The organism is Devosia alba (genome assembly GCF_039938915.1).
Lineage (GTDB): Bacteria > Pseudomonadota > Alphaproteobacteria > Rhizobiales > Devosiaceae > Devosia > Devosia alba.
Map to the genome: position 1 here is coordinate 43351 of NZ_JBDUUI010000012.1, position 24964 is coordinate 68314.

The 24964-nt window shown below is 63.1% G+C and carries 20 protein-coding genes, 1 tRNA gene, 1 pseudogene, 1 riboswitch and 1 other annotated feature; of the genes and pseudogenes, 13 read left to right on the forward strand and 9 right to left on the reverse strand.

Annotated elements, in window-relative coordinates:
- Nucleotides 1-28: 28 nt before the first annotated feature.
- Nucleotides 29-104: riboswitch (SAM riboswitch) on the reverse strand.
- 75 nt (nucleotides 105-179) lie between these two features.
- A complete protein-coding gene (locus tag ABFY71_RS15850; protein ID WP_347946932.1) occupies nucleotides 180-1292 on the forward strand; it encodes a 2'-deoxycytidine 5'-triphosphate deaminase in 1113 nt (370 codons plus the stop codon).
- A gap of 23 nt (nucleotides 1293-1315) precedes the next feature.
- On the opposite strand, the gene ABFY71_RS15855 is transcribed toward ABFY71_RS15850, so the two are convergent.
- Nucleotides 1316-2188: a LysR family transcriptional regulator gene (locus ABFY71_RS15855; RefSeq protein ID WP_347946933.1), complete on the reverse strand. Its 873-nt coding sequence runs from the start codon at nucleotides 2186-2188 to the stop codon at nucleotides 1316-1318.
- 109 nt (nucleotides 2189-2297) lie between these two features.
- Between ABFY71_RS15855 and ABFY71_RS15860 the strand changes: the two genes are divergently transcribed.
- From ABFY71_RS15860 to ABFY71_RS15885, 6 genes and pseudogenes are all read left to right on the forward strand, one after another.
- Nucleotides 2298-2528 (forward strand): hypothetical protein, encoded by a 231-nt coding sequence (locus ABFY71_RS15860; RefSeq protein ID WP_347946934.1) that lies wholly within the window; start codon nucleotides 2298-2300, stop codon nucleotides 2526-2528.
- Between the two features lie 127 nt (nucleotides 2529-2655).
- A tRNA-Gly gene (locus tag ABFY71_RS15865) sits at nucleotides 2656-2729 on the forward strand.
- 185 nt (nucleotides 2730-2914) lie between these two features.
- Nucleotides 2915-2966 (forward strand) — a sequence feature (sul1 is cis-regulatory element that is thought to sense ions involved in sulfur or methionine metabolism; They are found in Alphaproteobacteria).
- A gap of 222 nt (nucleotides 2967-3188) precedes the next feature.
- The gene (locus ABFY71_RS15870) at nucleotides 3189-4676 is read left to right on the forward strand and encodes a SulP family inorganic anion transporter (RefSeq protein WP_305583165.1); all 1488 of its coding nucleotides are present in this window, start codon (nucleotides 3189-3191) and stop codon (nucleotides 4674-4676) included.
- A gap of 14 nt (nucleotides 4677-4690) precedes the next feature.
- Nucleotides 4691-5545 (forward strand): universal stress protein, encoded by an 855-nt coding sequence (locus ABFY71_RS15875; protein ID WP_347946935.1) that lies wholly within the window; start codon nucleotides 4691-4693, stop codon nucleotides 5543-5545.
- Nucleotides 5546-5889: 344 nt separating this feature from the next.
- Nucleotides 5890-5964 (forward strand): annotated as a pseudogene (locus tag ABFY71_RS19340) (TraR/DksA family transcriptional regulator); the annotation flags it as partial.
- Nucleotides 5965-6123: 159 nt separating this feature from the next.
- The gene (locus ABFY71_RS15885) at nucleotides 6124-7395 is read left to right on the forward strand and encodes an MFS transporter (RefSeq protein ID WP_347946937.1); all 1272 of its coding nucleotides are present in this window, start codon (nucleotides 6124-6126) and stop codon (nucleotides 7393-7395) included.
- Nucleotides 7396-7459: 64 nt separating this feature from the next.
- On the opposite strand, the gene ABFY71_RS15890 is transcribed toward ABFY71_RS15885, so the two are convergent.
- Genes ABFY71_RS15890 through murQ form a run of 8 tightly spaced genes read right to left on the reverse strand, consistent with a single transcriptional unit; the run spans nucleotide 7460 to nucleotide 16064 of the window.
- Nucleotides 7460-7882, reverse strand: a complete 423-nt coding sequence (locus ABFY71_RS15890) for a GNAT family N-acetyltransferase (protein WP_347946938.1) — start codon at nucleotides 7880-7882, stop codon at nucleotides 7460-7462.
- Nucleotides 7883-7884: 2 nt separating this feature from the next.
- On the reverse strand, nucleotides 7885-9003 hold the full coding sequence (locus ABFY71_RS15895) for an anhydro-N-acetylmuramic acid kinase (protein ID WP_347946939.1): 1119 nt from the start codon (nucleotides 9001-9003) through the stop codon (nucleotides 7885-7887).
- A gap of 10 nt (nucleotides 9004-9013) precedes the next feature.
- Complete coding sequence (locus ABFY71_RS15900; protein WP_347946940.1) at nucleotides 9014-10006, reverse strand: serine hydrolase domain-containing protein; 993 nt, start codon at nucleotides 10004-10006, stop codon at nucleotides 9014-9016.
- Entirely contained in the window at nucleotides 10003-11733 is a 1731-nt protein-coding gene (locus ABFY71_RS15905) for an ABC transporter ATP-binding protein (protein ID WP_347946941.1), read from the reverse strand. Before ABFY71_RS15905 ends, ABFY71_RS15900 begins: the two co-directional genes overlap by 4 nt.
- Complete coding sequence (locus ABFY71_RS15910) at nucleotides 11730-12572, reverse strand: ABC transporter permease (protein ID WP_347946942.1); 843 nt, start codon at nucleotides 12570-12572, stop codon at nucleotides 11730-11732. The genes ABFY71_RS15905 and ABFY71_RS15910 overlap by 4 nt, the downstream gene beginning before the upstream one ends.
- On the reverse strand, nucleotides 12572-13531 hold the full coding sequence (locus ABFY71_RS15915) for an ABC transporter permease (protein ID WP_347946943.1): 960 nt from the start codon (nucleotides 13529-13531) through the stop codon (nucleotides 12572-12574). Before ABFY71_RS15915 ends, ABFY71_RS15910 begins: the two co-directional genes overlap by 1 nt.
- A gap of 53 nt (nucleotides 13532-13584) precedes the next feature.
- On the reverse strand, nucleotides 13585-15105 hold the full coding sequence (locus ABFY71_RS15920) for an ABC transporter substrate-binding protein (RefSeq protein WP_347946944.1): 1521 nt from the start codon (nucleotides 15103-15105) through the stop codon (nucleotides 13585-13587).
- Nucleotides 15106-15158: 53 nt separating this feature from the next.
- Complete coding sequence (gene murQ, locus ABFY71_RS15925; protein WP_305583189.1) at nucleotides 15159-16064, reverse strand: N-acetylmuramic acid 6-phosphate etherase; 906 nt, start codon at nucleotides 16062-16064, stop codon at nucleotides 15159-15161.
- A gap of 303 nt (nucleotides 16065-16367) precedes the next feature.
- On the opposite strand from murQ, the gene ABFY71_RS15930 reads away from it, so the two are divergent.
- The 6 genes from ABFY71_RS15930 (at nucleotide 16368) to ilvD (ending at nucleotide 24814) form a co-directional block, all read left to right on the forward strand.
- Nucleotides 16368-17219 (forward strand): MurR/RpiR family transcriptional regulator, encoded by an 852-nt coding sequence (locus tag ABFY71_RS15930; RefSeq protein WP_347946945.1) that lies wholly within the window; start codon nucleotides 16368-16370, stop codon nucleotides 17217-17219.
- Between the two features lie 244 nt (nucleotides 17220-17463).
- Nucleotides 17464-17874 (forward strand): hypothetical protein, encoded by a 411-nt coding sequence (locus ABFY71_RS15935; protein ID WP_347946946.1) that lies wholly within the window; start codon nucleotides 17464-17466, stop codon nucleotides 17872-17874.
- On the forward strand, nucleotides 17871-18479 hold the full coding sequence (locus ABFY71_RS15940) for a TetR/AcrR family transcriptional regulator (protein ID WP_347946947.1): 609 nt from the start codon (nucleotides 17871-17873) through the stop codon (nucleotides 18477-18479). Before ABFY71_RS15935 ends, ABFY71_RS15940 begins: the two co-directional genes overlap by 4 nt.
- Nucleotides 18480-18487: 8 nt before the next feature.
- Nucleotides 18488-19834, forward strand: a complete 1347-nt coding sequence (locus ABFY71_RS15945) for an efflux RND transporter periplasmic adaptor subunit (RefSeq protein ID WP_347946948.1) — start codon at nucleotides 18488-18490, stop codon at nucleotides 19832-19834.
- Nucleotides 19831-22968, forward strand: a complete 3138-nt coding sequence (locus ABFY71_RS15950; protein WP_347946949.1) for an efflux RND transporter permease subunit — start codon at nucleotides 19831-19833, stop codon at nucleotides 22966-22968. The genes ABFY71_RS15945 and ABFY71_RS15950 overlap by 4 nt, the downstream gene beginning before the upstream one ends.
- Before the next feature lie 172 nt (nucleotides 22969-23140).
- On the forward strand, nucleotides 23141-24814 hold the full coding sequence (gene ilvD / locus ABFY71_RS15955) for a dihydroxy-acid dehydratase (protein ID WP_347946950.1): 1674 nt from the start codon (nucleotides 23141-23143) through the stop codon (nucleotides 24812-24814).
- Nucleotides 24815-24964: the final 150 nt, after the last annotated feature.

The window sequence follows — 24964 nt, forward strand, 5'->3', positions numbered from 1 at the left end:
AAAACAAAAAACCGGCTCGCTACAGGCGGCCGGTTCCCAAACGGTCTTTAGCAATTTGTTTAAAGTGGCTGCAAGCGACCGGCCAAATCACCACTGGGTTGTGATCTAAAGCCAATTGGCTGTTGGCGTCAATTGCAGGGATTGCTAGGAACAGCCAAAGTAACGGAAAGCGCAAGAGTATGGACAAGCAACAGAGCTGGCCGCAGGGCGTGTTTCCGGCGCGGCTGATCGAGGCGTTGCACCAGCAGGGCTCGATCATCGCCGATCGCCCGTTCGACGCCGATCAGGTGCAACCGGCCAGTCTGGACCTTCGCCTGGGCGAAGTTGCCTTCCGCGTGCGCTCAAGCTTCCTGCCCGGTCCCAGCCATTCGGTGGCCGAACGCATCGAAGCGCTCAAACTGCACGAGATCGATCTGACCCGCGGCGCCGTGCTGGAACGCGGCTGCGTCTATCTGGTGCCGCTGCAGGAAAGCCTGGAACTGCCCGACATGGTCAGCGCGTCGGCCAATCCCAAGAGTTCGACGGGGCGACTGGACGTGTTCACCCGTGTCATTGGCGATCGCGCCCGCGGCTTTGACCAGATGCCTGCGGGCTACCAGGGCCCGCTTTATGTCGAAATCAGCCCGCGCACCTTTCCGATCCTGGTGCGGACCGGATCGCGGCTGAGCCAGATGCGGTTCCGCCGTGGCGACAACCGCCTCACCGTCGCCGAGCACCAGGCGCTGCACGCCAGCGACACGCTGGTGTTCGACAATGATGTGCCGGTCGGCGATGGGGTCGCCCTGTCGATCGACCTCAAGGGCACCGGACGCAATGGGCTGGTGGGTTTTCGCTCCAAGCGCCATACCGCCGTCGTTGATGTCGACAGGAAGGCGGCGCTCGATGTGCACGATTTCTGGGAGCCGCTGCATAATCGCGGCCGCCAGGAGCTGATCCTGGATCCGGACGAATTCTACATTCTGGTCAGCGATGAGGCGGTGCATGTGCCGCCGACCCATGCCGCAGAGATGATGCCGTTTGACCCGCTGGTGGGTGAGTTCCGCGTCCACTATGCGGGGTTTTTCGACCCCGGCTTTGGCCATTCCCCCGCCGGGGGCACGGGCAGCCGTGCCGTGCTTGAAGTGCGCAGCCGCGAGGTACCGTTTCTGCTCGGCCACGGCCAGACCATTGGCCGGCTGATCTATGAACGGCTGGCGGAAACACCGGACCGGCTCTATGGCACCGCCTCGGGCTCGAACTATCAGGCCCAGACTCTCAAGCTGTCCAAGCACTTCAAGCCCTACAGCGAATAGGGCGGCAAGGCTGCGCCCGATGGCTACCCATCGGCAAAGCTGCCTTCCTTGCGGAAACAGCTGCGCAGATAATTGAGAAACACCTCTAATGGCTCTGACAGCTCGTTGGACCGAACCTTGAGGCCAACACTGTCCTCGCCCGGCGGCCACGTCCTGTTCATGTCCTCGAGCAGAACCAGACCGGCGCCCAGATACCACTTCGGGCCAATCGTGACCGCCAGCCCCTCGCGCACAACAGAGCGTAACAGGGGCGCATTGGATGTCGTATGGACGATACGATAGTCCCTGTTGGTCTGTGCCAGCGCGGCCAATCCCATGGCCCGCCAGTTACATCCCTCGGACCAGAGCGCCAAGGGCAAGCGCTCCTCGAGATGAACGTGACAACCCTCGCCGCCGATCCAATAAAGGCGGTCGCGCCGCAATATCTCCAGGCCATCCAGCCTGGAATTTGCGGAAACGACGATCGCATCAAAACTGTCCAGATCCGCTCGCTCGCGCAGTTCGCGCGTGTCGGCGGTCAGCACTTCCACCTCCACTTGCGGATAACGCTGCGTAAACCGCTTGAGCACGGGCGTGAGGAATGCCTGGGCATAATCATCGGACATGCCAATTTTGATGGCACTGGCCACCTCAACCCGTCGGAAGGCGTTCACCGTCTCTTCATTCAGGCGCACGATGGACTTGGCGTAATGCAGCAACCGAAGCCCTTCTGGAGACAGAAAATTGCGGCGGCCAGCCTTTTCAAACAGCGTAACGCCCAGTGTGTCCTCAAGCCGCTTCATCTGGGCGGAAACGGTGGATTGGGTCTTGTTCACCCGCTTGGCGGCCGCGCCATAGCTGCCGGTGTCGGAAATGGCGAGGAAACTGCGCAGAAAATCTGGGTCGATTGCGATCATGCTATTACCTATACATCCGCTTTATCGATCATTAAAGTTCAAAACATTTGTTTGAACGATGTGTTGTGCGCTGACAGGCTGTGTGAGAACAGCAAAACGAGGCCCTGTCATGTCAATCGCCTATTCGGATCACAACGTAAGCCAGCTGCGTCGCTCCATTGTCGCAATGCTGAAGCGGCTCGCGATCTGGCTGGCAGCGCCGCCCGTCACAGACCAAAGCCGATCCCTGCCCAAGGAACTTGAAAACGCCGAAGACTGGCTGCTGGACGATCTCGGGCTCAAAGAAACGGACGATGGTGCCCTGCCCCCCGCCCTGCCTGGCAAGGACCGTCAACGTTGACGAGTATCGGAACGCCGAGACCAGCATCAGGGCTGCGAAAATGCAGGTCAGGCGAGAGCGTGCGATGACACGCGGGCGTCACGGTGCCTTGACGCCCGCCGCGAATTCCAGCATCTATTCGCGCGTCGCGGGTGTAGCTCAATGGTAGAGCTTTTGCTTCCCAAGCAAGTGACGAGGGTTCGATTCCCTTCACCCGCTCCAATAAACTCCCCACACTACTGAGATGGCGGCCTGAGTAGCCGAAAGTCGCGCAGCACGGATGGGGCTTGACCAGTTCGAGCCGCTCGGCGATCCAGCTGCGCGATCTGCGTGGCGACAGGGATCGCCTTGCCGCGAAGGTGTTGCCCCTTGCTTCTCACGGTCAACTGGGGCATTCAAGCACCGTCGTCGGACCCGCAATGCGGGTGGCTTCTCCGGGCGCCCATCCCCCGGTCACCTACCAGATCGTATGAACATCAATGCAACGGAACGCCTGAAGCGTTCGGCTGCCGGTCAGACCATCCCGAATTCGGCACTACCATCCAAGCTGTGTTCTTTTCAGATGACCGCGTTTCGTAGGGCCCGACATGGGCATTGCCGCCGCTTCCCTTCAGGACATCCGTGTATCCCGACAGCTGCAACAGCCCCTTTGGCTGGCGGCGCTCCACAGATGGACACCAGATGCAAGATATCCTCCCCCGAATGCGTGCCGAATGGTTCGGCAATATACGAGGCGACATTCTCGCCGGCCTTGTGGTCGCCCTCGCCCTTATCCCTGAAGCCATCGCCTTTTCCATCATCGCTGGCGTCGACCCCAAGGTGGGCCTCTATGCTTCCTTCTCGATTGCCGTCCTGATTGCCTTCGTCGGCGGTCGCCCCGGCATGATCTCGGCGGCTACGGCGGCAACGGCGGTGCTGATGGTCACCCTGGTCAGGGATCACGGGCTGCAATATCTGCTGGCCGCTACCGTTCTCGCGGGCCTCCTGCAGATCGCGGCCGGCTTCCTCAAGCTCGGCTATGTCATGCGCTTCGTCTCGAAGTCGGTGATGACTGGCTTCGTCAATGCGCTGGCCATCCTGATCTTCATGGCGCAGTTGCCGGAGCTGACCAATGTCAGCTGGCTGACCTATGCCATGGTCGCCGGCGGTCTCGCCATCATCTATCTCTTCCCTCGCATCACCAAAGCCATTCCGTCCCCGCTGGTCTGCATTGTGGTGCTGACGGCGCTTGCGCTGGCGCTTGGCCTGGACGTTCGCACGGTGGGCGACATGGGTGCACTCCCTGACACGCTGCCCATATTCCTGATCCCGCAGATCCCGTTCAATCTCGAAACGCTCATGATCATCCTGCCCTACTCGGCGGCTGTCGCTGTCGTGGGACTGCTTGAGTCATTGATGACCGCCCAGATCGTGGACGAGCTCACCGACACCAAGAGCGACCGCAATCAGGAGTGCGTTGGCCAGGGCATCGCCAATACGGTGACCGGTTTTATCGGTGGCATGGCCGGTTGCGCCATGATCGGCCAGTCGATCATCAACGTGAAGTCCGGCGGCCGCGGGCGGCTCTCGACCTTTGCGGCCGGCGTCTTCCTCCTCTTCATGATCCTGGTGCTGGGCGATCTGGTCAGCCAGATCCCGATGGCGGCCTTGGTGGCCATCATGATCATGGTCTCGATCGGCACCTTCTCATGGAGCTCGGTCAAGAACCTGGTTACCCATCCCCGCAGCTCATCGATCGTGATGCTCGCGACGGTGCTGACCGTGGTCTATACCCATAACCTGGCCATCGGCGTCCTGGTCGGCGTCTTGCTTTCTGCCATTTTCTTCGCCTGGAAGATCTCGCAGATCTTCCGGATCAGCTCCAGCCTGTCACCCGACGGCCGGGAGCGGACCTACACGGTGGAGGGTCAGGTGTTCTTTGCCTCGGCCGAGGACTTCAGCAATGCCTTCGATTTCAAGGAAGCGCTGGAGAAGGTCACCATCGACGTCACGCATGCCCATATCTGGGACATTTCCAGCGTCCAGGCGCTGGACATGATCATCCTCAAGTTCCGCCGCGAGGGCGCCGAGGTGAACCTGGTCGGCATGAACGAGGCCAGCGAGACCATCGTCGATCGCCTGGCCATCCATGACAAGCCAGGGGCGCTCGACCGCCTCATGGGCCATTAGGAGGAGAACCCAGGATGACCAAACTCATCGCTTTCATCGACGGCTCGGCTTACGCCCACAGTGTCCTCGATCATGCTGCCTGGGTGGCTACGACCATAGCGGCCAGCGTCGACGTTGTTCATGTGATCGGGCGTCGCGATCTCTCCAGCACCCCGTTCGACCTGTCGGGCAGCCTGGAACTGGGCGCCCGGTCTAGCCTTCTCAAAGAACTGGCCGAACATGATGCCCAGCGCGCCAAGCTGGCGCAGCAGCGGGGCCGCCTGATCGTCGATGCTGGTGTGCAGCGCCTGCTTCAGGCCGGCGCACCTTCTGTCATTGGCAAGTTGCGAACCGGCGACATTGTCGAAGCCGTGCAGGAGCTCGAGAAAGAGGCCGACCTGATCCTGATTGGCAAGCGTGGCGAGGCTGCTGACTTCGCCGAGCTGCATCTCGGTTCCAATCTCGAGCGCGTCGTGCGGACCAGCACGAAGCCTGTCCTGGTTGCTTCACGGGCATTCCAGCCGGTCAAACGCTTCCTGGTTGCCTTCGATGGTGGCCCCAGTGTGATGAAGGCCATCAACCACATCGCAACCGGCAAGCTGTTCGCGGGGCTGGAAGGTCACCTGGTCACAGCCGGCAGGGATACCCCCGAGGCGCGCGGGAACCTGGAGGCCGCTGCCAATGTGCTGCGGAGCGCCGGTTACACCATTCACACCCACATCGAGGATGGCGAGGCTGAGAAGGTCATCGCTTCCCATGCCGAGGCCGACCACATCGACCTGCTGGTCATGGGTGCCTACGGACACTCCCGCATCCGCAGCCTGTTCATCGGCAGCACCACCGCCGAGATGGTCCGATCGGTCAAGCGTCCGGTGATGCTGTTTCGCTGACGGCCAATGCTGGCCGCTATCGCGGCCAGCAGCCCGCCATAATCGGGGGAGGGAAACATGCCGTCATCCATCAAGCGCATCCTGCTCAGCGATGGCGGCCGACTGGGGGAAGACGCCTGATGGCTGAACATTTCAAGGGCAAGGATTCGCCTCGATTTGAGACCCTCATCCGCAGTGAACTCGCGGAGCTTCATCGGTTGTCGACAGGCACCGAAGCGGACCGGGCGCCGGTTGAACTGGATCAGCAGAGCGTGGGTCGCTTGTCCCGCATGGACGCCATTCAAGGGCAGGCTCTGGCCCAGGCTTCCGATCAACGGCGTCAGGCCCGGAGGGTGGCCTTGGAAATGGCCCTGAGGCGGCTCGAAACGGGCGAATTCGGTGAATGCCTCGACTGTGGCGAAGCCATTTCTCTCAGGCGACTTGAAATCGATCCGGCAGCGACACTGTGCATTTCCTGTGCGCAGACAAACACTGGATAGGCTCGGGTATCAAAGCTACGCTCGCGCCGCGGTCCCTGGCCGCTTGGCAACTGTCGCCTTTCTTCTTTATCCACCGGCACCGCCGGGAAAGTCACCTCCTTGTCCGTCATTGCCTCGCCCAAATCGCCGCCATTGTCCGAGTTGACGGGGCGCCAGTTCCAATGGATAGCCGGGGGCGCCATGATGACCCTGGCCACCATGCCCGGCCAAACCAACTTCATCGCCCAGTTCAACACCGCCCTTCGGACCGAATTTGGCCTTAGCCATGGCGAGTTCGGCGGTTTCTACACGCTGGCCACGCTCGCCAGCGCCAGCGTATTGGTGTTCGCCGGGGTCCTCGCCGACAGGCTGCCGGCCAGACGTCTGGCCATTATCTGCATGCTTGGGCTGGCGGCCACGGCTTTGATGATGGCTGGCGCGGGTCATGTCGCCATTCTGGTCGTCGCCCTGGCATTGTTGAGGTTCTTCGGACAGGGCATGCTGAGTCATGTCGCGATGACCACTATGTCGCGCTGGTTCAACCGCTTTCGAGGACGGGCTCTTTCCTTCGCCGGGTTGGGCTACACGATCGGTGACGCGGTGTTGCCATTCGTGCTGACGGTTTCGATCCTGGCCTTCGGCTGGCGCAATGTGTGGGCTGGAGCGGCAGCAGTCCTGGTCGGCCTCGTGGTGCCCGCGATCTGGTTTCTCTTGCGCGATCCCCCGGAAGGGAGAAAGGGCCGCCCCGTCATCGCCAATCCTGACGGCATGTCCACGCTGGAGCCAACCGGATCCCAGTGGACCAGGGGGCGAGTTCTGCGGGACCCGCTGTTCTACATGCTGCTCCCGGGGATCATGGCGCCGCCTGCCATTGGCACGCTGTACATATTCCACCAGGCCCATCTTACCGAGGTGAAGGGTTGGGATCTGACGACCTTCACCGCCATGTTCCCCTTTCTGTCCCTGTCGGTCGCGGTGTCATCGATCTTCGCCGGCTTCATGGTCGACCGTTTTGGCTCCTGGCGCCTCATGCCTTTCGTGCTGCTGCCCCTTGCCGTGGCCAGTCTCATCCTGGGAACTGCCCAGCCGATATGGTCCATGCCACTCGTCTTTGCCGGCATCGGCCTCACCCAGGGGATGATGAACCCGGTAGTCGGCGCTCTATGGGTCGAGATTTACGGTACGGCGCACATCGGCGCCATTCGTTCGCTGGCCACAGCCGCCCTTGTCGCTGCATCTGCACTGGGACCGGGCATTGCCGGTTTGCTCATCGACACAGGGGCGGCTGTCCCCGTGCAGACCTTCGGATACGCAGGGTATTGCGTTGCTGGGTCCCTCGCCTACTGGATACTGCAGGGGGCGATGGCGCGGCGAGCCTCAAGCGTGAGGTAGCCCTTTCTTGCGGCGCAGAGCGCTGGCGTCCGGGAATTTCATTGCCAGATGCGGGTAGGCGCACTCATGCCAGAGCCTTGGAGAGAAAACTGCGCGTGTGGCCACGTGGGAACTCGGGCAGCGTGCCGAACACGGTGTAGCCCGCCTGCTGGTAGACATGCAGCGCCTGCGGGCTGAAGGTGTCGATATAGGCGCCATGACAGCCGCGCACCATGGCCTCGGCCTCGGCGGCCGCCAGCAGTTGACGGGCCAGCCCTCGCCCGCGTTGCGTCTCGGCGATCCAGAGCAGCTGGACATAGAGCCAACCCCAGCCGGTATAGCCGGACAGGCCCGCCACCAACTCGCCATCGACCCTTACGAAGGCGGCGAGCGGCCGGCGGTCTGCCGGTCCGACCGCGCTGTCGTTGAACGCACTCAGATTATGGGCGATGGTTTCCAGATCGGCAGCCGACGGCGTCTCGGTAACCTCGATGACGGGTTTATCCATTCTCAGCCCACCAAAATGCCGCCGGTCAGCGGCTGCGGCGCGCCGGTCGTGGTCGGGAAGCTGATCGGCAAGCCGCGCAGCACCCGCACGGCCAGGAAAGCAAAGCACTCCGCTTCCGTGGCGTCGCCGCGCCAGCCGACCGCTTCGGCAGGGACCGCCTCGACATGGGCCCGCTCCCCCAGCATGTGCATGATCGCCGGATTATGCCGGCCACCACCGCACACCACGATCCGCTCGGGACGGCGCGGCAGCAGGTCGAGCGCCTTGCCGACCGCCCCGGCGGTGAAGGCGGTCAATGTCGCGGCGCCATCCTCGGGCCCCAGGCCATCGGCCATGCTGGCGAGGAAATCAAAACGGTCGAGTGATTTGGGATAGGGCGCGGTGAGATAGGGATGGGTGAGCAACTGGCTCAGGCGCGCTTCATCGACCCTGCCGCGCAACGCCATGGCGCCATCGCGATCCATCTCGCCCAGACCAAGTCCCTTGATGAAATCATTGAGCGGCGCATTGGCCGGGCCGGCGTCAAAGGCGATCAGTTGATCGTGCCCATCCCACCAGGTCACATTGGCCACGCCGCCCAGATTGAGCACCGCCGTGCGCCCGTCCACCGCGCCAATGGTGCGCAGCAAAGCCTGATGATAGACGGCGGCAAGCGGCGCCCCCTGACCACCAGCGCGCACATCGGCCGAGCGGAAATCATAGGCCACAGGAATGCCGAGCAGGTCGTGCATCAACTGGCCATTGCCCAGTTGGCGCGTGGCACCGATCCGCCCGGGCTGCGGGGCGCGATGCAGCACCGATTGGCCATGAAAACCGACAACGCCAATGTCATCGGGCCTCAGGCCCGCCTGCGCCACCAGATCGGCAACGGCACTCGACTGTGCTCGGGTCAGGGCGTCCTCCGCGGCGGCAAAAATCGCCGGTTCGGGGCCCTCGAAATTCCACAGCCGGGCCTGTGCCAGGCAATCTTCCAGCAGCGTGCGGATCGCCGCCGGATAGGGCGCCAGAGTGTAGCGCCCGAAGCGCTCAATGGTCTCGCCATCGGTGCGCAGCAGCGCCACATCGATATTGCCGTCCAGCACCGTTCCGGTCATCAGGCCCACAGCCCAGATCGGTTCCATCGTCATCTCCCTAGTCGGCATTGATCAGATCGCCCACGGCACGGCGCAACGCAAAAATGCCGCTGTCAAAATGGCGGGTCGGATGAATGCGGTTGCTCAGCAGTGTCCAGGCATGGCCGCGCGCAAAATCGATCCACAGTCCGGTGCCGGTAAAGCCGGTATGACCGATAGTGTCGGCCGAGCAGCGCTCGCCACCCGACCAGCCATCATGGGGGCGCTCCCAGCCATGGGTGCGGCGCGCTGATACAGGCGTGCGGATCAGGGCATCGGGCGCGGTCGTCGCCAATTTGCCGACGGCAAAATCGAGCAGCCCATCAACCGTGCCAAACAGGCCCGCATGACCGGCGCCCTGCAGCGCCGCACAATTGTCGTCATGCACCTCGCCAACCAGCAGGCGGTTGCGCCAGGTGCACTGCTCGGTCGCGGCGGCCTGGGCCGGCTCGGCCGACCAGGCAAAGCCGGTGCCGGGGTTCATCGCGCGGATGGAGCGCCCCTCAAGCCGCTCCAGCGCCAGGCCGAGCAGAATGAAATTGATGTCGGAATAGACGGCGGGACCCGCTGGCCACTCATGCTGCAGCACAAAGGCGCGCAACAGGTCGGGATCGCGGCCATAGGTGTAGAGGGGGAACACGGCGGGAAACGGGGTCTGGTGGCCCAGACACTGGCGGAAGGTTATCCTGCGCTCCCAATTGTCGGGATTGTACTGGCGGAAATCGGGCAACACGCTGATCAGCGGCGCGTCAAGGTCGATGGTGCCGGCTTCGGCCAGCGCCAGAATGCGCTCGGTGGTGAACAGCACTTTGGTCAGCGAGGCCAGATCAAACCAGGTGGCCTGGCGCATGGGCCGGCGCTCCGGCGTCAGCTGCGCCGCACCAAGGACGCGGACAGCGCGATTGCCGTCACGGTCAATCAGTCCCAGCACGCCACCGGGCAGGCGCGCGGAATCAACGGCTTGGCTCAGCGGCGCCATGGCCCGCTCGATCCGGCTTTCGATGCGGCTCATGAGGCCACCTCGACGCGAACCTGATGGTCGATACCGGCCTGGCGCCAGCGTGCTGCTGGCGGCTCATAGCCAGCCTGACGCACCAGCGAGGGCACCTGGGTCATATCCACGGCAAAGTGCTGATTGCGGCGCTCGACAGCCGGCACGGCGGCGATCAGACGTTTGGTATAGCTGTGCTGGGGATCAGCGAGCACGCCACGCGCCTCGCCGATTTCAACGATCTGGCCGGCAAACATCACCGCGATGCGATGGGCAATGCGTTCGACCACCGCCATGTCGTGCGAGATGAACAGATAGGCCAGATTGAACTCGCGCTGCAGGTCGACCAGCAGATCGAGCACCCGCGCCTGCACCGACACATCGAGTGCCGACACGGCCTCGTCCAACACCACCACATCGGGATTGAGCATCAACGCACGGGCAATGCACAGGCGCTGGCGCTGACCGCCGGAAAACTGGTGCGGATAGCGTTCAAGGGCATCGGCGGGCAGGCCGACCCGTTCGAGCAGAAACTGCATGCGCTCGTGCAGCGCGGCGTCCTTGCGCTGTCCATTGGCAATCGCCGGCTCGGCCAGCAGCGCCTCGACATTGAGGCGCGGGTTGAGCGAGGCAAAGGGGTCCTGAAACACCATCTGGATCGGTCGTCTTGAGCGACCCGCAGCGGTGGTGATAGCGCCGCGCTGGTGGCTGTTGAGGCCAAGAATGGCACGCGCCGTGGTCGACTTGCCCGAGCCGCTCTCGCCCACAATCGCCAGGGTTTCGCCCGGCTGCAAGTCAAAGCTCACGCCGTCGACGGCATGCACGGCGGCCTTGGCGCGGAACAGCCCACGGCTGACCGGGAAGCGCACGACCAGATCGTCGACGCTGACAATCGGCGCGCGCCCCTCGACGCGGTGGCCATCGGTACGCACCGCCTTGCCGGCGCTGAAATGCGGCACGGCCTTGAGCAGGTGGCGGGTATAGTCGTGCTGGGCATTGTCGAGCACGGCATCGATCTGGTTCTGCTCGACGGCCACGCCCTGCTGCATGACCATGATATTGTCGGCTATGCCGGCGACCAGGCCAATGTCGTGGGTGATGAAAATCATCGACATGCCGGTTTCGGCGCGCAGTTCGGCCAGCAGCGCCATGATCTGGGCCTGCACCGTGACATCCAGCGCCGTGGTCGGCTCGTCCGCGATCAACAGGCGCGGGCTGCTGGCCAGCGCCATGGCGATCATCACCCTCTGGCGCATGCCGCCCGAGAGCTGGTGCGGATAATAGGCCAGGCGCGATTTTGCATCAGGGATACGCACGCGGTCGAGTACGTCGAGCGCGGCCTGTCGCCCGGCGGCACCGGTCAAACCGCGATTGAGCCGGAAGGCCTCCTCGATCTGGGCGCCGACGGTGTGCACCGGATTGAGCGAGGTCATCGGCTCCTGAAAAATCATGCCGATACCACTGCCGCGCACCTGGCGCAGCGTCTTCTCGTCGGCCTGGGTGACATCGAGCACCGACCCGTCGCTGCGCTGAAAATGGATCGAGCCAGCCGTAATCTGGCCGCCACCAAAGTCCACCAGCCGGTTGATCGACAAGGCCGTCACCGACTTGCCGGACCCTGACTCCCCGACAATGGCCAGGGTCTGGCCCGCCATCAGCTCAAAGCTGACGCCCTTGACCACTTCATTGGCTTTGGGGTCGCGACCGAAGCCGACATGGAGATCGCGGACGCGAAGCAAGGGCGTCATGCCGTCCTCCTTTGGGTGCGCGGATCGAGAATGTCGCGCAACGCATCACCAGTCAGGTTGAAGCCCAGAATGCCCAGCATGATGGTCAAGGCGGGGAAGATCATCAGCCAGGGGGCCTGTTGCATCAGGTTCTTGCTTTCCGCCAGCATCAGGCCGAGCGATGGGGTCGGCGGCTGGGTGCCCAGCCCGAGGAAGGATAGCCCGGCTTCGGTCAGCAGGGCCCAGGCCAGCGCCAGGGTAACCTGGACGGCAAGCGGCGCCACCAGATTGAGCAGCAGGTGCCGGCTCAGAATATAGCGCTGCGAGCTGCCAAAGGTGCGCGCGGCATCGACGAAGTCGCGCTGCTTGAGCGACAGGGCCGGCCCCCGCACCACGCGGGCGAAAATGGGCGTATAGACAATGGCGATGGCCGTCACACTGGTGAAGGTGCCGGGGCCAACAATGGCGATGATCAGCAGCGCCAGCAGAATGGCCGGGAAGGCCAGCAGCACATCCATCAGCCGCATCAGCACACCATCCCAGAGCCCGCCCAGCCAGGCGGCGAACAGGCCGATAATGGTGCCGGCCAGGGTCGCCCAGGCGACCGAGGCAAAGGCAATGAGCATGGATTGTCCGATGCCGAGCATCAGCCGGCTCATGGTGTCGCGGCCCAGCAGATCGGTACCCATCCAATAGTTGGCGCTGGGGCCCGTCAGCCGGTCGATCATGAACTGCTTGAGCGCAGGATGCGGGGTCAGGCCGAGCACGCCGAGCAGCGCCAGGGTGAGATAGAGCCCGATAATGAACAGTCCGATACGGCCAGACGGGTGCTGCCACAATGCGCCAAAAACCCTGGTCATCAGCGGCTCCCGAGACGAATACGCGGATCGAGCGCGACATAGGCGAGGTCGACCAGCAGGTTGACCACCAGGAAATTGAAGGCCACGAACAATACCGTGCCCTGCACCAGCGCATAGTCGCGCTGGGTGATGGCATCAAGCACCAGCCGCCCGAGTCCGGGCAAGGCGAAGATCTGCTCGACGATCACCGCGCCACCCAGCAGATAGCCGAACTCCACACCCGACAGCGTGACCACCGGGATCAGCGCATTGGGCAGCGCATGGCGCCAGACCACGCTCATCGGCGAGGCGCCCTTGGCGCGCGCGGTACGGACATAGTCGTCACTGAGCACGTCGAGCATGGAGGATCGCGAAATGCGGGTCACCGAAGCGGCGAAGGCAAAGCCCAGCGTGACGGCGGGAAAGAACAATTGCCCCAGGCTGCCCCAGGGATCGACGGTGATTGGCGTGAACGTCCCCATCGCCGGCACCATGCCGAAAAACACCGAGAGTACATAGATGATCAACACCCCGATGACGAAGCTCGGGGTGGACTGGCCCAGCATGGCCAGCACGCGCACCACCAGATCGCTGGGTCGCTCATTGCGGGTGGCGGCAAGCACCCCCAGCGGTACGCCGACACCAAGGGCAATCACCATGGCCATCAGCGACAGCTGCAGCGTCAGCGGGAAGCGCTCGAGGATCACCGTCAGAACCGGCTTGGCATAGATCGAGGATACACCCAGATCGCCCTGAAACAGCCCGAGGAACCAGCGCGAATATTGTGACCAGACCGGTTGATCAATGCCGAAATAGGCGGCCAGCGCCGCGCGCTGGTCCGGGGTCATCATTCCGGCCTCGGTGCCCAGCATGGCGGTAATCGCGTCGCCCGGAATCAGCCGGATCGACACAAATACCAGGACCGAAACACCCAGCAGGATCAACGGGAACGTCAGCAGACGCTGCACCACATAGCTCATCGCTGTCCGCTCCGCGGCTAGAGGGGCCGGCCTGGAGGCCGACCCCGGTTGGATTACTGAATGGCGATCTTGGTGATGCCGAACAGGGTACCGGTTGGCGAAGGCTCATAGCCCGAAACGGTCTTGAGCTGGGCGGTGTAGCTGTAGGACGTTGACAGCCAGATCCACGGCGACTGCTCGGCAAGGCGCTGCTCGAAAGCATGGAAGATTTCGACGCGCTTGGCCGGGTCGGTTTCAGCCTGGCCCTGCTTCATCAGGCTATCGAGTTCGTCATCGCTGAAGTTCGACACCTTGACCAGATTGCCGTCCTTGGTGAAGTAGCGATTATACATCGGATAGGGATCGGGACGACCGCCATTCTGCGCCACGGCCATGTCGAAATCACCGGCCAGCCAGGTGTCGACATAGACATTGAGCTCCATCATCTTGATGTCGAGCTTGATGCCGATCTCGGCCAGCTGGCTCTGCAGTACCTGCGCTTCGGATGAGGCGACCGGCGGTTCACCATTGGCGCCAATGACGGTCGCGGTGAAGCCATCGGCAAAGCCGGCATCAGCCATCAGCTGCTTGGCCTTGTCCAGATCCTGCTCGTAGCAGAACAGCTTGGCGGTATCCTGGGCGAAGGCCGGCATGGTCAGCGGCCCGGTCACCTTGCCTTCACCGGCCAATGCCGAGTCGATGATCTCCTGGCGGTTGACCGCGCAGGAAATCGCCTGGCGCACCATCAGATTGTCCATCGGCGCGCGCGACGGGTTGAGCTGCAAGACGTTGTAGGCGAGGCCCGGCACGCGGTTGAGCTCAAGATTGGCTTCGTTGGGCACCAGGGTTGCGATCAGGGGATCGTTGAGCAGGGCGAAATCGATCTGGCCGGCACGCAGCGAGGCCAGGATCGCCGATTCATCGGGCAGCACCGAGATGGTGATGCCGTCGATATTGAGGGGTCCACCGGCCCATTCGGTATTGGCACTGAGGACTTCCTTGGCGTTGGGCTCCCAGGAGTCGAGCATGAACGGGCCCGAACCCAAGGCCGTTGTGCCGATCGAACCCGCAGCGATTTCGCTGGCCGGCACGATGGCGGCATTGATGGTGGCCATGGCCACCAGGATCGGCACGTCAGCGGTGCTCAGATTGAACACCACGGTGGCGTCGTCGGGCGTCTCGATGCTCTCGATCGACAGGAAGTTCGACCGCGCGGCAGCGGCCGTCGCTTCATCCAGCAAACGCTCGAACGAGGCCTTCACATCGGCCGACGTCACCTGATTGCCATTGGTGAACTTGGCTTTTGGGTCGAGCTTGAAGGTCAGCATCTTGGCGTCAGCAGAAAATTCCCAGCTGCTGGCAATGGCCGGGATCACATTGAGCTCGGGGTCAAGCCGCACCAGCGGCTCGTAGACCAGCTCAAGCAGGCGCAGCGACGAGAACGCCGTCTGCTTGTGCGGGTCGAGACCCGTGGCGTCCTGCGACCACGCCATGCGCAGCTCGGCAGCATGGGCTGGCAGGGCCATGGCCGTGGTGGACAGTGCTGTCGCCATGGCCAGGCCGGCGAGTATCTTGCGTGAATTCGTCCAATGCATTTTGATTTCCTCCTAGTGATCCATGACCGCCAAAGCTGGCGGATTCGAAAAGCTCAGGCGCTCGAAACCGCGATGGCCCGGCGCAAAATGCCCCCTGTCGCTGCCAGGGCCGCCTGCCCTGCCGCAACATCGAGCCCGGTCAGCTGCACCAGAATGGCCAGCTTGACGTCGTTATTGCTGGCTTCCAGTGCGGCTTCGGCCTGCTGGGCGCTGCACTCGGTGGCCTGCATGACGATGCGGACAGCGCGGGCCAGCAGCTTCTCGTTGCTGGCATGCAGGTCCACCATCAAGTTCTGATAGCTCTTGCCGATGCGGATCATGCTGGCCGTGGTCAGCATGTTGAGCACCAGCTTCTGGGCGGTTCCCGATTTGAGCCGGGTCGAGCCGGTCAGCACTTCGGGGCCGACCACTGGCGAAATGGCAATGTCGGCAATGTCGGCGATGGCCGATACCGGGTTGCAGGACAGCGCCACTGTCACCGCGCCGATGGCGCGGGCATGCTGCAGGCCGCCAATGACATAGGGGGTGCGGCCGCTGACGGCGATACCCACCAGAACATCCCTGGCCGTGAACGCAATGGCCTCGAGATCGGCGACACCATCCTCGCTGCGGTCCTCGGCGCCTTCGGTGGCGCGCATCAGGGCATCGGGACCACCGGCGATCAGGCCGACCACCATGCCATGGGGCACGCCAAAGGTCGGCGGACATTCCGAGGCGTCAAGCACGCCCAGCCGCCCGCTGGTGCCAGCGCCCATATACACCAGTCGCCCACCCTGATTGAAGGCCGCGACAATGGCGTCGACGGCGCGCTCGATAGCTGGAATGACCAGTTCCACCGCGTGCGGAACGGTGCTGTCTTCGCGATTGATGGTGTGCAGGATGTCATGGGTCGACATCATGTCGATGCCCATGCTGTTGGGGTTGCGCCCTTCGGAAACCAGCAGGTCCAGCTCGGACATCAGGGCGCGGCGTCCCTGCGCGACGCCGCTCACGGCGCACCCCCTGCCCGGCCGCGGTGGCACGGCTGCAGCTGGGCTGGTATTGGCGCGTCAGTCGACACCATCGCATTTCCTCGTGGCCGAGATGGGCTGTTCTGGCAGGAGCCTAAGAAGACTCCACCCCTCTTGTCAAGAATGTTCATATGATTAGTATTCTTTGTAACTTTGTTCCATTCGCGTACTGCAGTTCGGGGATGGCATGCTCTCGCCGCAGCACAGCGACTCGGGCAAGAAGACAGGCGCAGACAGGAAAGCGAGAGCGATTTGGGCATTCAGTCGACGATCGAGGCCTCCACTGACAAGTTCACCCCGGCCATGCAGCGCGTGGCCGCCGTGATGCGCGAAAATCCGGCCATCGTGCTGGATATGAGCATTTCCGAACTGGCTGTGACCTGCAGCACCTCAGTAGCGACGGTCATTCGGTTCTGCCGGGTGTTGGGGCTGTCCGGCTATGCGCAATTGCGCATGTCGCTGGCCACCGAACTCGGCCGGGAAGCGGCCCAGTTCCGTTCCGGCATGACGATGGGCGCCGAAATTGCCAAGTCCGACACGCTCCAGGAAATGGCATCCAAGGTGGCGACGCTGGAAATGCTGGCCATTGACGAGACCGTGTCAAATCTGGATTTCGCGGCGCTCGACCGCGTGGTGGCGGCGCTCGACAAGGCGCAACGCATCCTGCTGTTCGGTATCGGCGCCAGCCAGTTTGTCGCGCAGGACCTGCATCACAAACTGTTCCGCATCGGCCGCAACGCCTTCCTGCTGGCCGACCCGCATGAGGCCTGGTCCGCCGCCTTGCTGTCGCCGCCGGACACGGTAGCGCTGGGCTTCTCGCATTCAGGCAACACCTCTGACACGGTGCGCTATCTCGAAATCGCGCGCCAGTCAGGCGCGCTGACCGTGGCAATCACCGGATCGCCCGATTCCCCGCTGGCCCAGGCGGCCGATGAGCGCCTGATCAGCCATGCCCGCGAAAGCACGCTACGGGCCGGCGCCATGGTCAGTCGCATCGCCCAACTGGCGATCGTGGACTGCGTTTTCCTCGGGGTTGCCCATCACCGCTATGAGCAGACCGTCGATGCGCTGCAGCGGACCCGCGACGTCACCCACCCCCGCTGACCTTCGGCGACCGCCTGGAACGGCCTGTGACCGGTTGCTGAAGTCTCGACACAGTCCGTGGTGGTGCTGCGCGGGGTCATCGACGTTGCAGCCCCGCCGCCGGTTCACCTGCTGGAAGCTGACACGCCGCTTCAACTCGCCGAACCCGGGCACGATCAGGCGGGCTTGCGCAATGCGCGCCATTGGTTATAGATGAATAACTTAGAAAGTTATCCCGCAATCGATCCATCGGAGTGTCAAGGCCATGAACACCCACCCGGCACACAGCGCCCCCGTCTCAACGGGGCTCAAGATCACGGCGGCAGTGGCACTGATCTTTGGTCTGATGACACTGTATTCGGCTGGCAGCGTGCTTTTCGGCCCGGCCATTTCCCAGGAAATGGCCGGCGCCTATGTCGATTTTGTCGTCTGGTTCAATTTTGCTGCCGGATTTTTCTATGTCGCCGCAGCCATCGCCATCTGGTTTGGCTATGGCTGGGCATGCCGTCTCTCGGCGCTGATTGCGCTGGCGACGGCGCTGACGGCCGTCCCCTTCGCGATTCACGTCATGGGGGGCGGTGCATTTGAAATGCGCACTGTCGGTGCCCTGGTGCTTCGTATCGGTTTTTGGGCGGCAATTGCCTTTGTCCTGCGCCGTTCGGGGCGACACGGATGAACAGGCGTAAAACCGCAGCAGACCGCAAGATCGACATCTCGCGCAGTGCCCTGGATCTGGCCTTCGAGGTGGGTCCCGACCAGGTGACGACGGGCATGATTGCCGATCGCCTGGGGCTGACCCAGCCCGCCGTTTACAAGCATTTCCCCCGCAAGGAGGACATCTGGCTGGCGGTGGGCGATTTCCTGCTCGCCCGCGTCGCCGGCAATATCGCCCATGCCGAAGCAGCACCGCTGGCGCCCGAGGCCCGGCTGCGCCTGTTGGTGATGCAGCACCTGCAATTGGTGCGGGACAATCCGGCATTGCCCGAAATCATGGTCATGCGCGGCGCGACGGCGACGCATGAGACATTGCGGTCGCAGATGCAGACCATCATGGCCAGCTTCCGCGCTGTGCTGGTGCGTACCGTCACCGAAGCGGCGGCGCAGCGGGTTTTTCGGCGCGATCTGGATCCGAGGGATGCCAGCATGCTCATTCTGGGAATAGTCCAAAGCCTGGCACTGCGAATGCTGCTGGCGCGTGACCCCGCCATTCTGACCCAGGACGGAGAGCGCTTGCTGGATCTGCTGCTGTCCGGCTTTGCGCAACCGGAGGAAACCCTGTGAAAAACGGCTTGAAATTGGTCTTGATCACGCTGCCCATCATGTTGATCGGCGTGGCCTTCCTTGCCTTTGTCGTGATCAATCGACCGGCCCCGGAACGGATCGCGCTGGCCGAACGGGCTACGTCAGTTCGGGTCATTCTCGCCCAGTCCCAGCCGGTAGCGCCGCTGGCCAGCGGATTTGGCATTGTCCGTCCCACCAGGACCTATGAAGCGATTGCCCAGGTCGGCGGTACGGCGGAATATGTGAACCCGGCCCTGCAAAAGGGTGCCATTCTGCCGGCAGGTTCGGTTCTTTTGCGATTGGCGCAGGCCGATTTCAATCTCGCCATTGCCCAGGCGCAGGCCAATATTCGCGCTGCCGAAGCAAAACTGGCAGAGCTGGTCGTCTCCGAAGAAAATCTGGTCTCGGCGCTGGCCATCGAAAATGAGGCACTGGCCCTGAAAGCTGCCGATCTGGAACGGGCGGAAACACTGTTTGCCGGCGGTACGGTGTCGCAGTCAGCGCGCGATGCAGCCCGGGCGGCCCATCTGGCGCAGCGCCAAAAAGTACTGTCGGTGGAAAGCTCACTGGCCTTGCTGCCAACGCAGCGCGCCGTGCAGGCCGAGCAGATCGCGGTTTACCAGGTCAATCTTGATACCGCGACGCTGAACCTGGCCCGCACCGAACTCACACTGCCATTTGCGGCCCGGGTAGCGTCCGTCTCGGTGGAAGTTGGGCAATTCGTGCGCGCAGGTCAAACGGCGGCGCTGCTCGATGGGATTGAGGCGGCCGAGGTTGAGGCCCAGGTGTCCCTCGCCGAGATGCTGACGCTTATGCAGTCAACCCAGGCCGGCGCGCAGACCCTGGCCTTTGATCCGTCGGCGATGAGTGAAATCATGCGGGGGCTTGGTCTGACGGCAATGGTCCGACTGCCTCTGGGGCAGGACGTTCTGGAGTGGCCCGCAACGGTCGACCGGGTCAGCGACACGGTTGATCCAAAGACCGGCATGCTCGGGGTGATCGTGCGGGTGGACACTCCCTATAGCAGCGTTGAAGCGGGTAGCCGGCCGCCCCTTACCAAAGGCATGTTTGTCGAGGTGGCGATGACCGCGCCGCCCACTGAGGGAGTGGTGGTGCCGCGCAGTGCGCTGCGCAACGGCCAGCTCATGCTCGCCGACGCTGACGACCGGCTGCAATTGGTCACCGTCACCACCCGGTTTGTGCAGGGCGGGATTGCGGTGATCGCCGAGGGGTTGGAACCGGGTGCGCGGGTTCTGGTCAGTGCGCCAAGTCCGGTTGTGGCAGGGATGCTGCTGGCCGTGACGGAGGATGTCGCGCTGATGGCGCAACTGGCGGCGACGGGTGACATGGAATGATCAGGTTCTTCACCGGCCATCCCACGATTGCCAACCTGTTGATGGTGCTGTTTCTGGCCGTTGGCCTGTTTGTCGGTCCCGGCCTGTTGCGGGAAACCTTCCCGCGCGCCGATCTGAACACGGTTGAAGTGACGGTGTCCTATCCCGGCGCCCGGCCCGAAGACGTCGAGAGCGCCATTTGCGAGCGGCTGGAAGGTGCGCTTGACGCCGTGACGGGTCTCGAAGGGCAATCCTGCGAGGCGCGTGAGGGTTCCGCTCGGGCCGTCATCACCATGCGCGAGGGCGAAGAATTCCAGGCTTTTGTTGGCGATGTGAAATCGGAAGTTGAAGCCATTTCCGATTTCCCCGATCGGGCTGAGGCACCGCGGATCCAGTCCGTCGGCCAGACTGATTTCGTCGCTTCAGTGTCCATTGCCGGTCCTGAGTCCCGCACCGAACTGAAGGATTATGCCGAGGGGGTCCGCACCCGCATGCTGCGCTGGGGCGGCATCCCAAAGGTCGATATTTCCGGCTTCTCGACACGCGAACTGCAGATCGGCCTGAACGCCGCCGCCTTGCAGCAATTTGGCATATCGGTGTCCGATGTCAGTCGGGCCGTCCAGGCAAGCAGTCTGGACCTGCCGGCAGGCAGCATTGAAACCGCCACGGAAACCCTGTTGATCCGGGTCGATGACGAACGCCGGGAACGCAGCGATCTGGCTGCGCTGATCGTGCGCTCCTCTGCCACCGGCGGACAGGTCAGGCTGGGTGATATTGCCGATATAACCGAGCAGTTCGCCCAACAGGATGACAGGATCCTGTTTGATGGACGCCTGGCGGCGGTCCTGGACATCACCAAGACACGCGCCGAGGACTCCCTGCGCATTGTTGAGGCGCTGAAAGCCTTTCTGGATGCTGAACGCCAACAGGCGCCACCTGGGGTGGTACTGGAAATAACGGCCGATGCCGCCTCGGTGGTCCGCGAACGCCTGACACTGGTGGTGATCAACGGTTTGCAGGGACTCGGCCTGGTCTTTCTGGTGCTGTGGCTATTCTTCGGATTTCGCTTCTCGTTCTGGGTCGCCATGGGATTGCCGGTGGCATTCATGGGCGGGGTGGCGCTGATGGGCCTGGTCGGCTACTCGCTGAACCTGATGACGACGCTGGGGCTGTTGATCGTCATTGGCTTGCTGATGGATGATGCCATCGTCATTGCCGAAAACATCGCGCGACTGCGGGAAAAGGGCCTCAGCGCATTTGAGGCGGCCGTCGAGGGTGCCTCCCAGGTGTTCCCCAATGTGCTGGCGTCGTTTGCCACCACGGCGATGATTTTTGGCTCTTTGGCCTTCCTGTCGGGCGATCTGGGCGCCGTGCTCCGCGTGGTGCCCGTCGTCATGCTGTTCGTGCTGCTGATCTCGCTGATCGAAGCCTTTCTGATCCTGCCCCATCATCTGGTTCACACCCTTGAACGGCCCGTGCAGCCCCACGGCGTGCGATCCCGTGTTGAAACCGGCATGAACTGGATGCGCGAGAGCCTTGTGGGGCCTGTGGTCGATTTCACCATTCGCTGGCGCTACGCCACGGCGGGACTGAGCTTTGCCGTTCTGTTCGTGGCTGTCGGCATGCTGGCGGGCGGCTATCTGAAATTCACGGCATTTCCCGAGCTTGATGGCGACACCATCGTCGCGCGGGTGTTGTTGCCACAGGGGGCACCGCTGGCGCGGACCGAGGCGGTCGTTGCGTCCCTGGAGGCGGGGCTGGAAACAGTGAACGCCGAGCTTACCCCCGAGCAACCGGACGGGGCCAGCCTGGTCCGCCATGTGTCGGTGTTTTATGGCGTGAACCGGGACGCCTTTGAAACTGGCGCGCATGTGGCAACGGTAAGCGTCGATCTGCTGCCTTCAGCGCTGCGCAGTTCTCGTCCCGACGCGATCATGGAGCGCTGGCGCGACGCCGTGGGGTCGGTGCCCGATGTGCTCAGCCTGAAATTTGCCGAGGCCACCATTGGCCCGGCGGGCATTGCCATCGACATGCGTCTCAAGGGCGATGACCTGACCACGCTGAAGGCCGCATCGGTCGAGTTGCAGGACTGGATCTGGCAGTATCAGGGCGTCACCTCGGTGCTGGACGATCTACGCCCCGGCAAACGCGAATTGCGCATCCGGCTCAACGATGCGGCCGGCCCGATGGGCATTACCGCTGCCATGGTGGCTGACCAGCTGCGGGCGGCCTATTTCGGCACCACGGTCAGTGAAATGCAGGTGAACGGGCAATTGCTGGAAGTCACCGCGCAATTCGTCGCTGGCGACCAGAGCCGTTACAGCCAGTTCGACGACTTCAGTGTCGCGCGCGCCGATGGTTCTGTGGTGCCGCTGAGCGTGATTGCCGAGGTCGAAATCGGCCAGGGTTTCAGCCGCATCAACCGCGAAGATGGCGTGCGCACCGTCACGGTGCAGGGATCGATTGATACCCGCATCGCCAATGCCAATGCGATTGTCGGCGATACCCTTGCGCGCTTTGTGCCAGACCTGCTGGAGCGCTATCCCGATGTGACGCTCGATGTCGAAGGGCAAAACGCAGAGGCCGGCAAGACGCAGCAATCCATGCTGGTGGGGTTCGTGATCGGCCTGGTCGGGGTGTTCCTGCTGCTGAGCTTTCTGTTCCGGTCCTATATCGAGCCCATCGTGGTGATGCTGATCATCCCGCTGTCCCTGACCGGTTCGGTGTTTGGTCACATGGCCATGGGGCTGGATTTCTCGATGCCCAGCATGCTCGGCTATGTCGCCCTGGCGGGGGTGGTGGTGAATAATTCCATCCTGCTGGTGGATTTCGTCAAACACGAACACGGCACGTCCCGCACAGTGGCCGAAGCAGCCTCACGCGCGGCGCGCGCCCGGTTCCGCGCCATCTTCCTGACCTCGCTCACCACCGTGGCTGGCCTGATGCCCATCCTGCTTGAAACCAGCCTGCAGGCGCAGATACTGATCCCGCTGGTGGCGAGCCTGGTGTTCGGTCTGGTGGCTGCCGGGTTGATCGTGCTGTTCGTGCTGCCGGCCATCTATGCAATCCTTGACGATATGGGATTGAGCACGCTGGCCCGGGAGCGCCGTCTGGCGCTGGCAGCCAGGGGGTCGGAGGCGGCAATGGCGGGCTGATTGTGACGGCCGCCACGATAGGGCCCCGGATGGCGGTCACAGTGAATTCAAGGTCTCATGCGCTGCCGGGATTGACTTGCAACACCGTCCGACCGAGCGTTCTTCAGCATTGCTGGCGCCGCCCGACTGCGGGGGATCGGCAATGTACCCGCCGAATAAAGGAAAACTGATCATGGCTGCAAATGAGCGCTCCCGTCACATTACCCAGGGCGTCGCCCGCTCGCCCAATCGGGCGATGTATTATGCGCTGGGCTATGAGAAAGCCGATTTCGACAAGCCGATGATCGGCATTGCCAATGGCCAGTCGACCATTACCCCCTGCAATGCGGGCCTGCAAAAGCTCGCTGATGCGGCCAGTGCGGCAATCCGCCAGGCCGGTGCCAATCCGCAGATGTTTGGCACGCCCACGATTTCCGATGGCATGTCGATGGGTACCGAGGGCATGAAATACTCGCTGGTGTCGCGCGAGGTGATCGCCGACTGCGTCGAGATGTCGGTGCAGGGCCAGTGGATGGATGGCGTGCTGGTGCTGGGCGGCTGCGACAAGAATATGCCGGGCGGCATGATCGGCATGCTGCGCGCCAATGCGCCGGCCATCTATGTCTATGGCGGCACCATCAAGCCGGGCCGCTGGAAGGGCCAGGATCTGTCGATCGTCTCATCGTTTGAAGCCGTCGGCGCCTTCATGGCCGGAACCATGAGCGAGGAGGATTTCGACGGCATCGAGCGCAATGCCTGCCCGAGCACCGGCTCCTGCGGCGGCATGTATACGGCCAATACCATGAGCTCGTCCTTTGAGGCGCTGGGCATGGCGCTGCCCTATTCCTCGACCATGGCCAATCCGGATGCTGAGATCGTTGACGCCGCGGCCGAGGCGGGGCGCGTGCTGGTCGATGCGGTAATCCATCAGCGCAAGCCGCGCGACATCGTTACCCGCCAGTCCATCGAAAATGCCGTGGCGCTGATCATGGCGGTGGGCGGTTCGACCAATGCGGTGCTGCACTATCTGGCCATCGCGCACGCTGCCGAAGTGGAGTGGACGCTCGACGATTTCGAGCGCATGCGCCTGCGGGTGCCGGTATTGTGCGACCTCAAGCCCTCGGGGCACTACATGGCGGTGGACCTGCACCAGGCCGGCGGCATTCCCCAGGTGCTCAAGCTGCTGCTCAATGCCGGCCTGCTGCACGGCGATTGCATGACCATTACCGGTCAGACCATGGCCGAACAGCTGGCCGACGTACCCGACCAGCCGCGCGCCGACCAGCAGGTGATCCGGCCCATCGACAAGGCGCTCTATAGCCAGGGCCATCTGGCCATTCTCAAGGGCAATCTGGCCGAAGACGGGGCCGTGGCCAAGATCACCGGCCTCAAGAGCCCGGTCATTTCGGGCCCCGCCCGGGTGTTCGATGACGAGGCATCGGCGATGACGGCCATCCTGGGCGACCAGATCAAGGCCGGCGACGTGGTGGTGCTGCGCTATCTCGGGCCCAAGGGCGGACCGGGCATGCCCGAAATGCTGGCGCCGACATCTGCCATTGTCGGACGGGGCCTGGGCGAAACCGTCGGCCTGATTACCGATGGCCGGTTTTCCGGCGGCACCTGGGGCATGGTGGTCGGCCATGTCGCGCCCGAGGCCTATGTCGGGGGCACCATTGCTCTGGTCGAAGAGGGCGATCGCATCACCATCGACGCCTTGCGCCTGGTGTTGCAGCTGGAAGTGGATGACGCCGAACTGGCGCGCCGTCGGGCCGCCTGGCGGCAGCCGGAGCCGCGCTATAGCAGAGGTGTGCTGAGCAAGTTCTTCGCGCTGGCCCGCCCGGCCAATAAGGGTGCCGTCACCGGATAGCGGCAGCGCGCCAAGACACGCATCGATACATGCATCGAAGCCGGTCGACCCGGCTTCGGTGCCAGAACGCCGATCTGTCCGCGCTGATTGTCTTTTTTTGGAACGCAAGAAGCCCGCACTGTTTCCAGTGCGGGCTTTTTGTATTTTTCG

Coding starts and splice junctions, on each gene's coding strand:
- ABFY71_RS15875 (WP_347946935.1), top strand. CDS start 4,691: ATGACCAAACTCATCGCTTTCATCGACGGCTCGGCTTACGCCCACAGT.
- ABFY71_RS15860 (WP_347946934.1), top strand. CDS start 2,298: ATGTCAATCGCCTATTCGGATCACAACGTAAGCCAGCTGCGTCGCTCC.
- ilvD (WP_347946950.1), top strand. CDS start 23,141: ATGGCTGCAAATGAGCGCTCCCGTCACATTACCCAGGGCGTCGCCCGC.
- murQ (WP_305583189.1), bottom strand. CDS start 16,064: ATGTCCGAGCTGGACCTGCTGGTTTCCGAAGGGCGCAACCCCAACAGC.
- ABFY71_RS15895 (WP_347946939.1), bottom strand. CDS start 9,003: ATGGAACCGATCTGGGCTGTGGGCCTGATGACCGGAACGGTGCTGGAC.
- ABFY71_RS15905 (WP_347946941.1), bottom strand. CDS start 11,733: ATGACGCCCTTGCTTCGCGTCCGCGATCTCCATGTCGGCTTCGGTCGC.
- ABFY71_RS15940 (WP_347946947.1), top strand. CDS start 17,871: ATGAACAGGCGTAAAACCGCAGCAGACCGCAAGATCGACATCTCGCGC.
- ABFY71_RS15850 (WP_347946932.1), top strand. CDS start 180: ATGGACAAGCAACAGAGCTGGCCGCAGGGCGTGTTTCCGGCGCGGCTG.
- ABFY71_RS15900 (WP_347946940.1), bottom strand. CDS start 10,006: ATGAGCCGCATCGAAAGCCGGATCGAGCGGGCCATGGCGCCGCTGAGC.
- ABFY71_RS15870 (WP_305583165.1), top strand. CDS start 3,189: ATGCAAGATATCCTCCCCCGAATGCGTGCCGAATGGTTCGGCAATATA.
- ABFY71_RS15935 (WP_347946946.1), top strand. CDS start 17,464: ATGAACACCCACCCGGCACACAGCGCCCCCGTCTCAACGGGGCTCAAG.
- ABFY71_RS15855 (WP_347946933.1), bottom strand. CDS start 2,188: ATGATCGCAATCGACCCAGATTTTCTGCGCAGTTTCCTCGCCATTTCC.
- ABFY71_RS15915 (WP_347946943.1), bottom strand. CDS start 13,531: ATGAGCTATGTGGTGCAGCGTCTGCTGACGTTCCCGTTGATCCTGCTG.
- ABFY71_RS15920 (WP_347946944.1), bottom strand. CDS start 15,105: ATGCATTGGACGAATTCACGCAAGATACTCGCCGGCCTGGCCATGGCG.
- ABFY71_RS15890 (WP_347946938.1), bottom strand. CDS start 7,882: ATGGATAAACCCGTCATCGAGGTTACCGAGACGCCGTCGGCTGCCGAT.
- ABFY71_RS15950 (WP_347946949.1), top strand. CDS start 19,831: ATGATCAGGTTCTTCACCGGCCATCCCACGATTGCCAACCTGTTGATG.
- ABFY71_RS15910 (WP_347946942.1), bottom strand. CDS start 12,572: ATGACCAGGGTTTTTGGCGCATTGTGGCAGCACCCGTCTGGCCGTATC.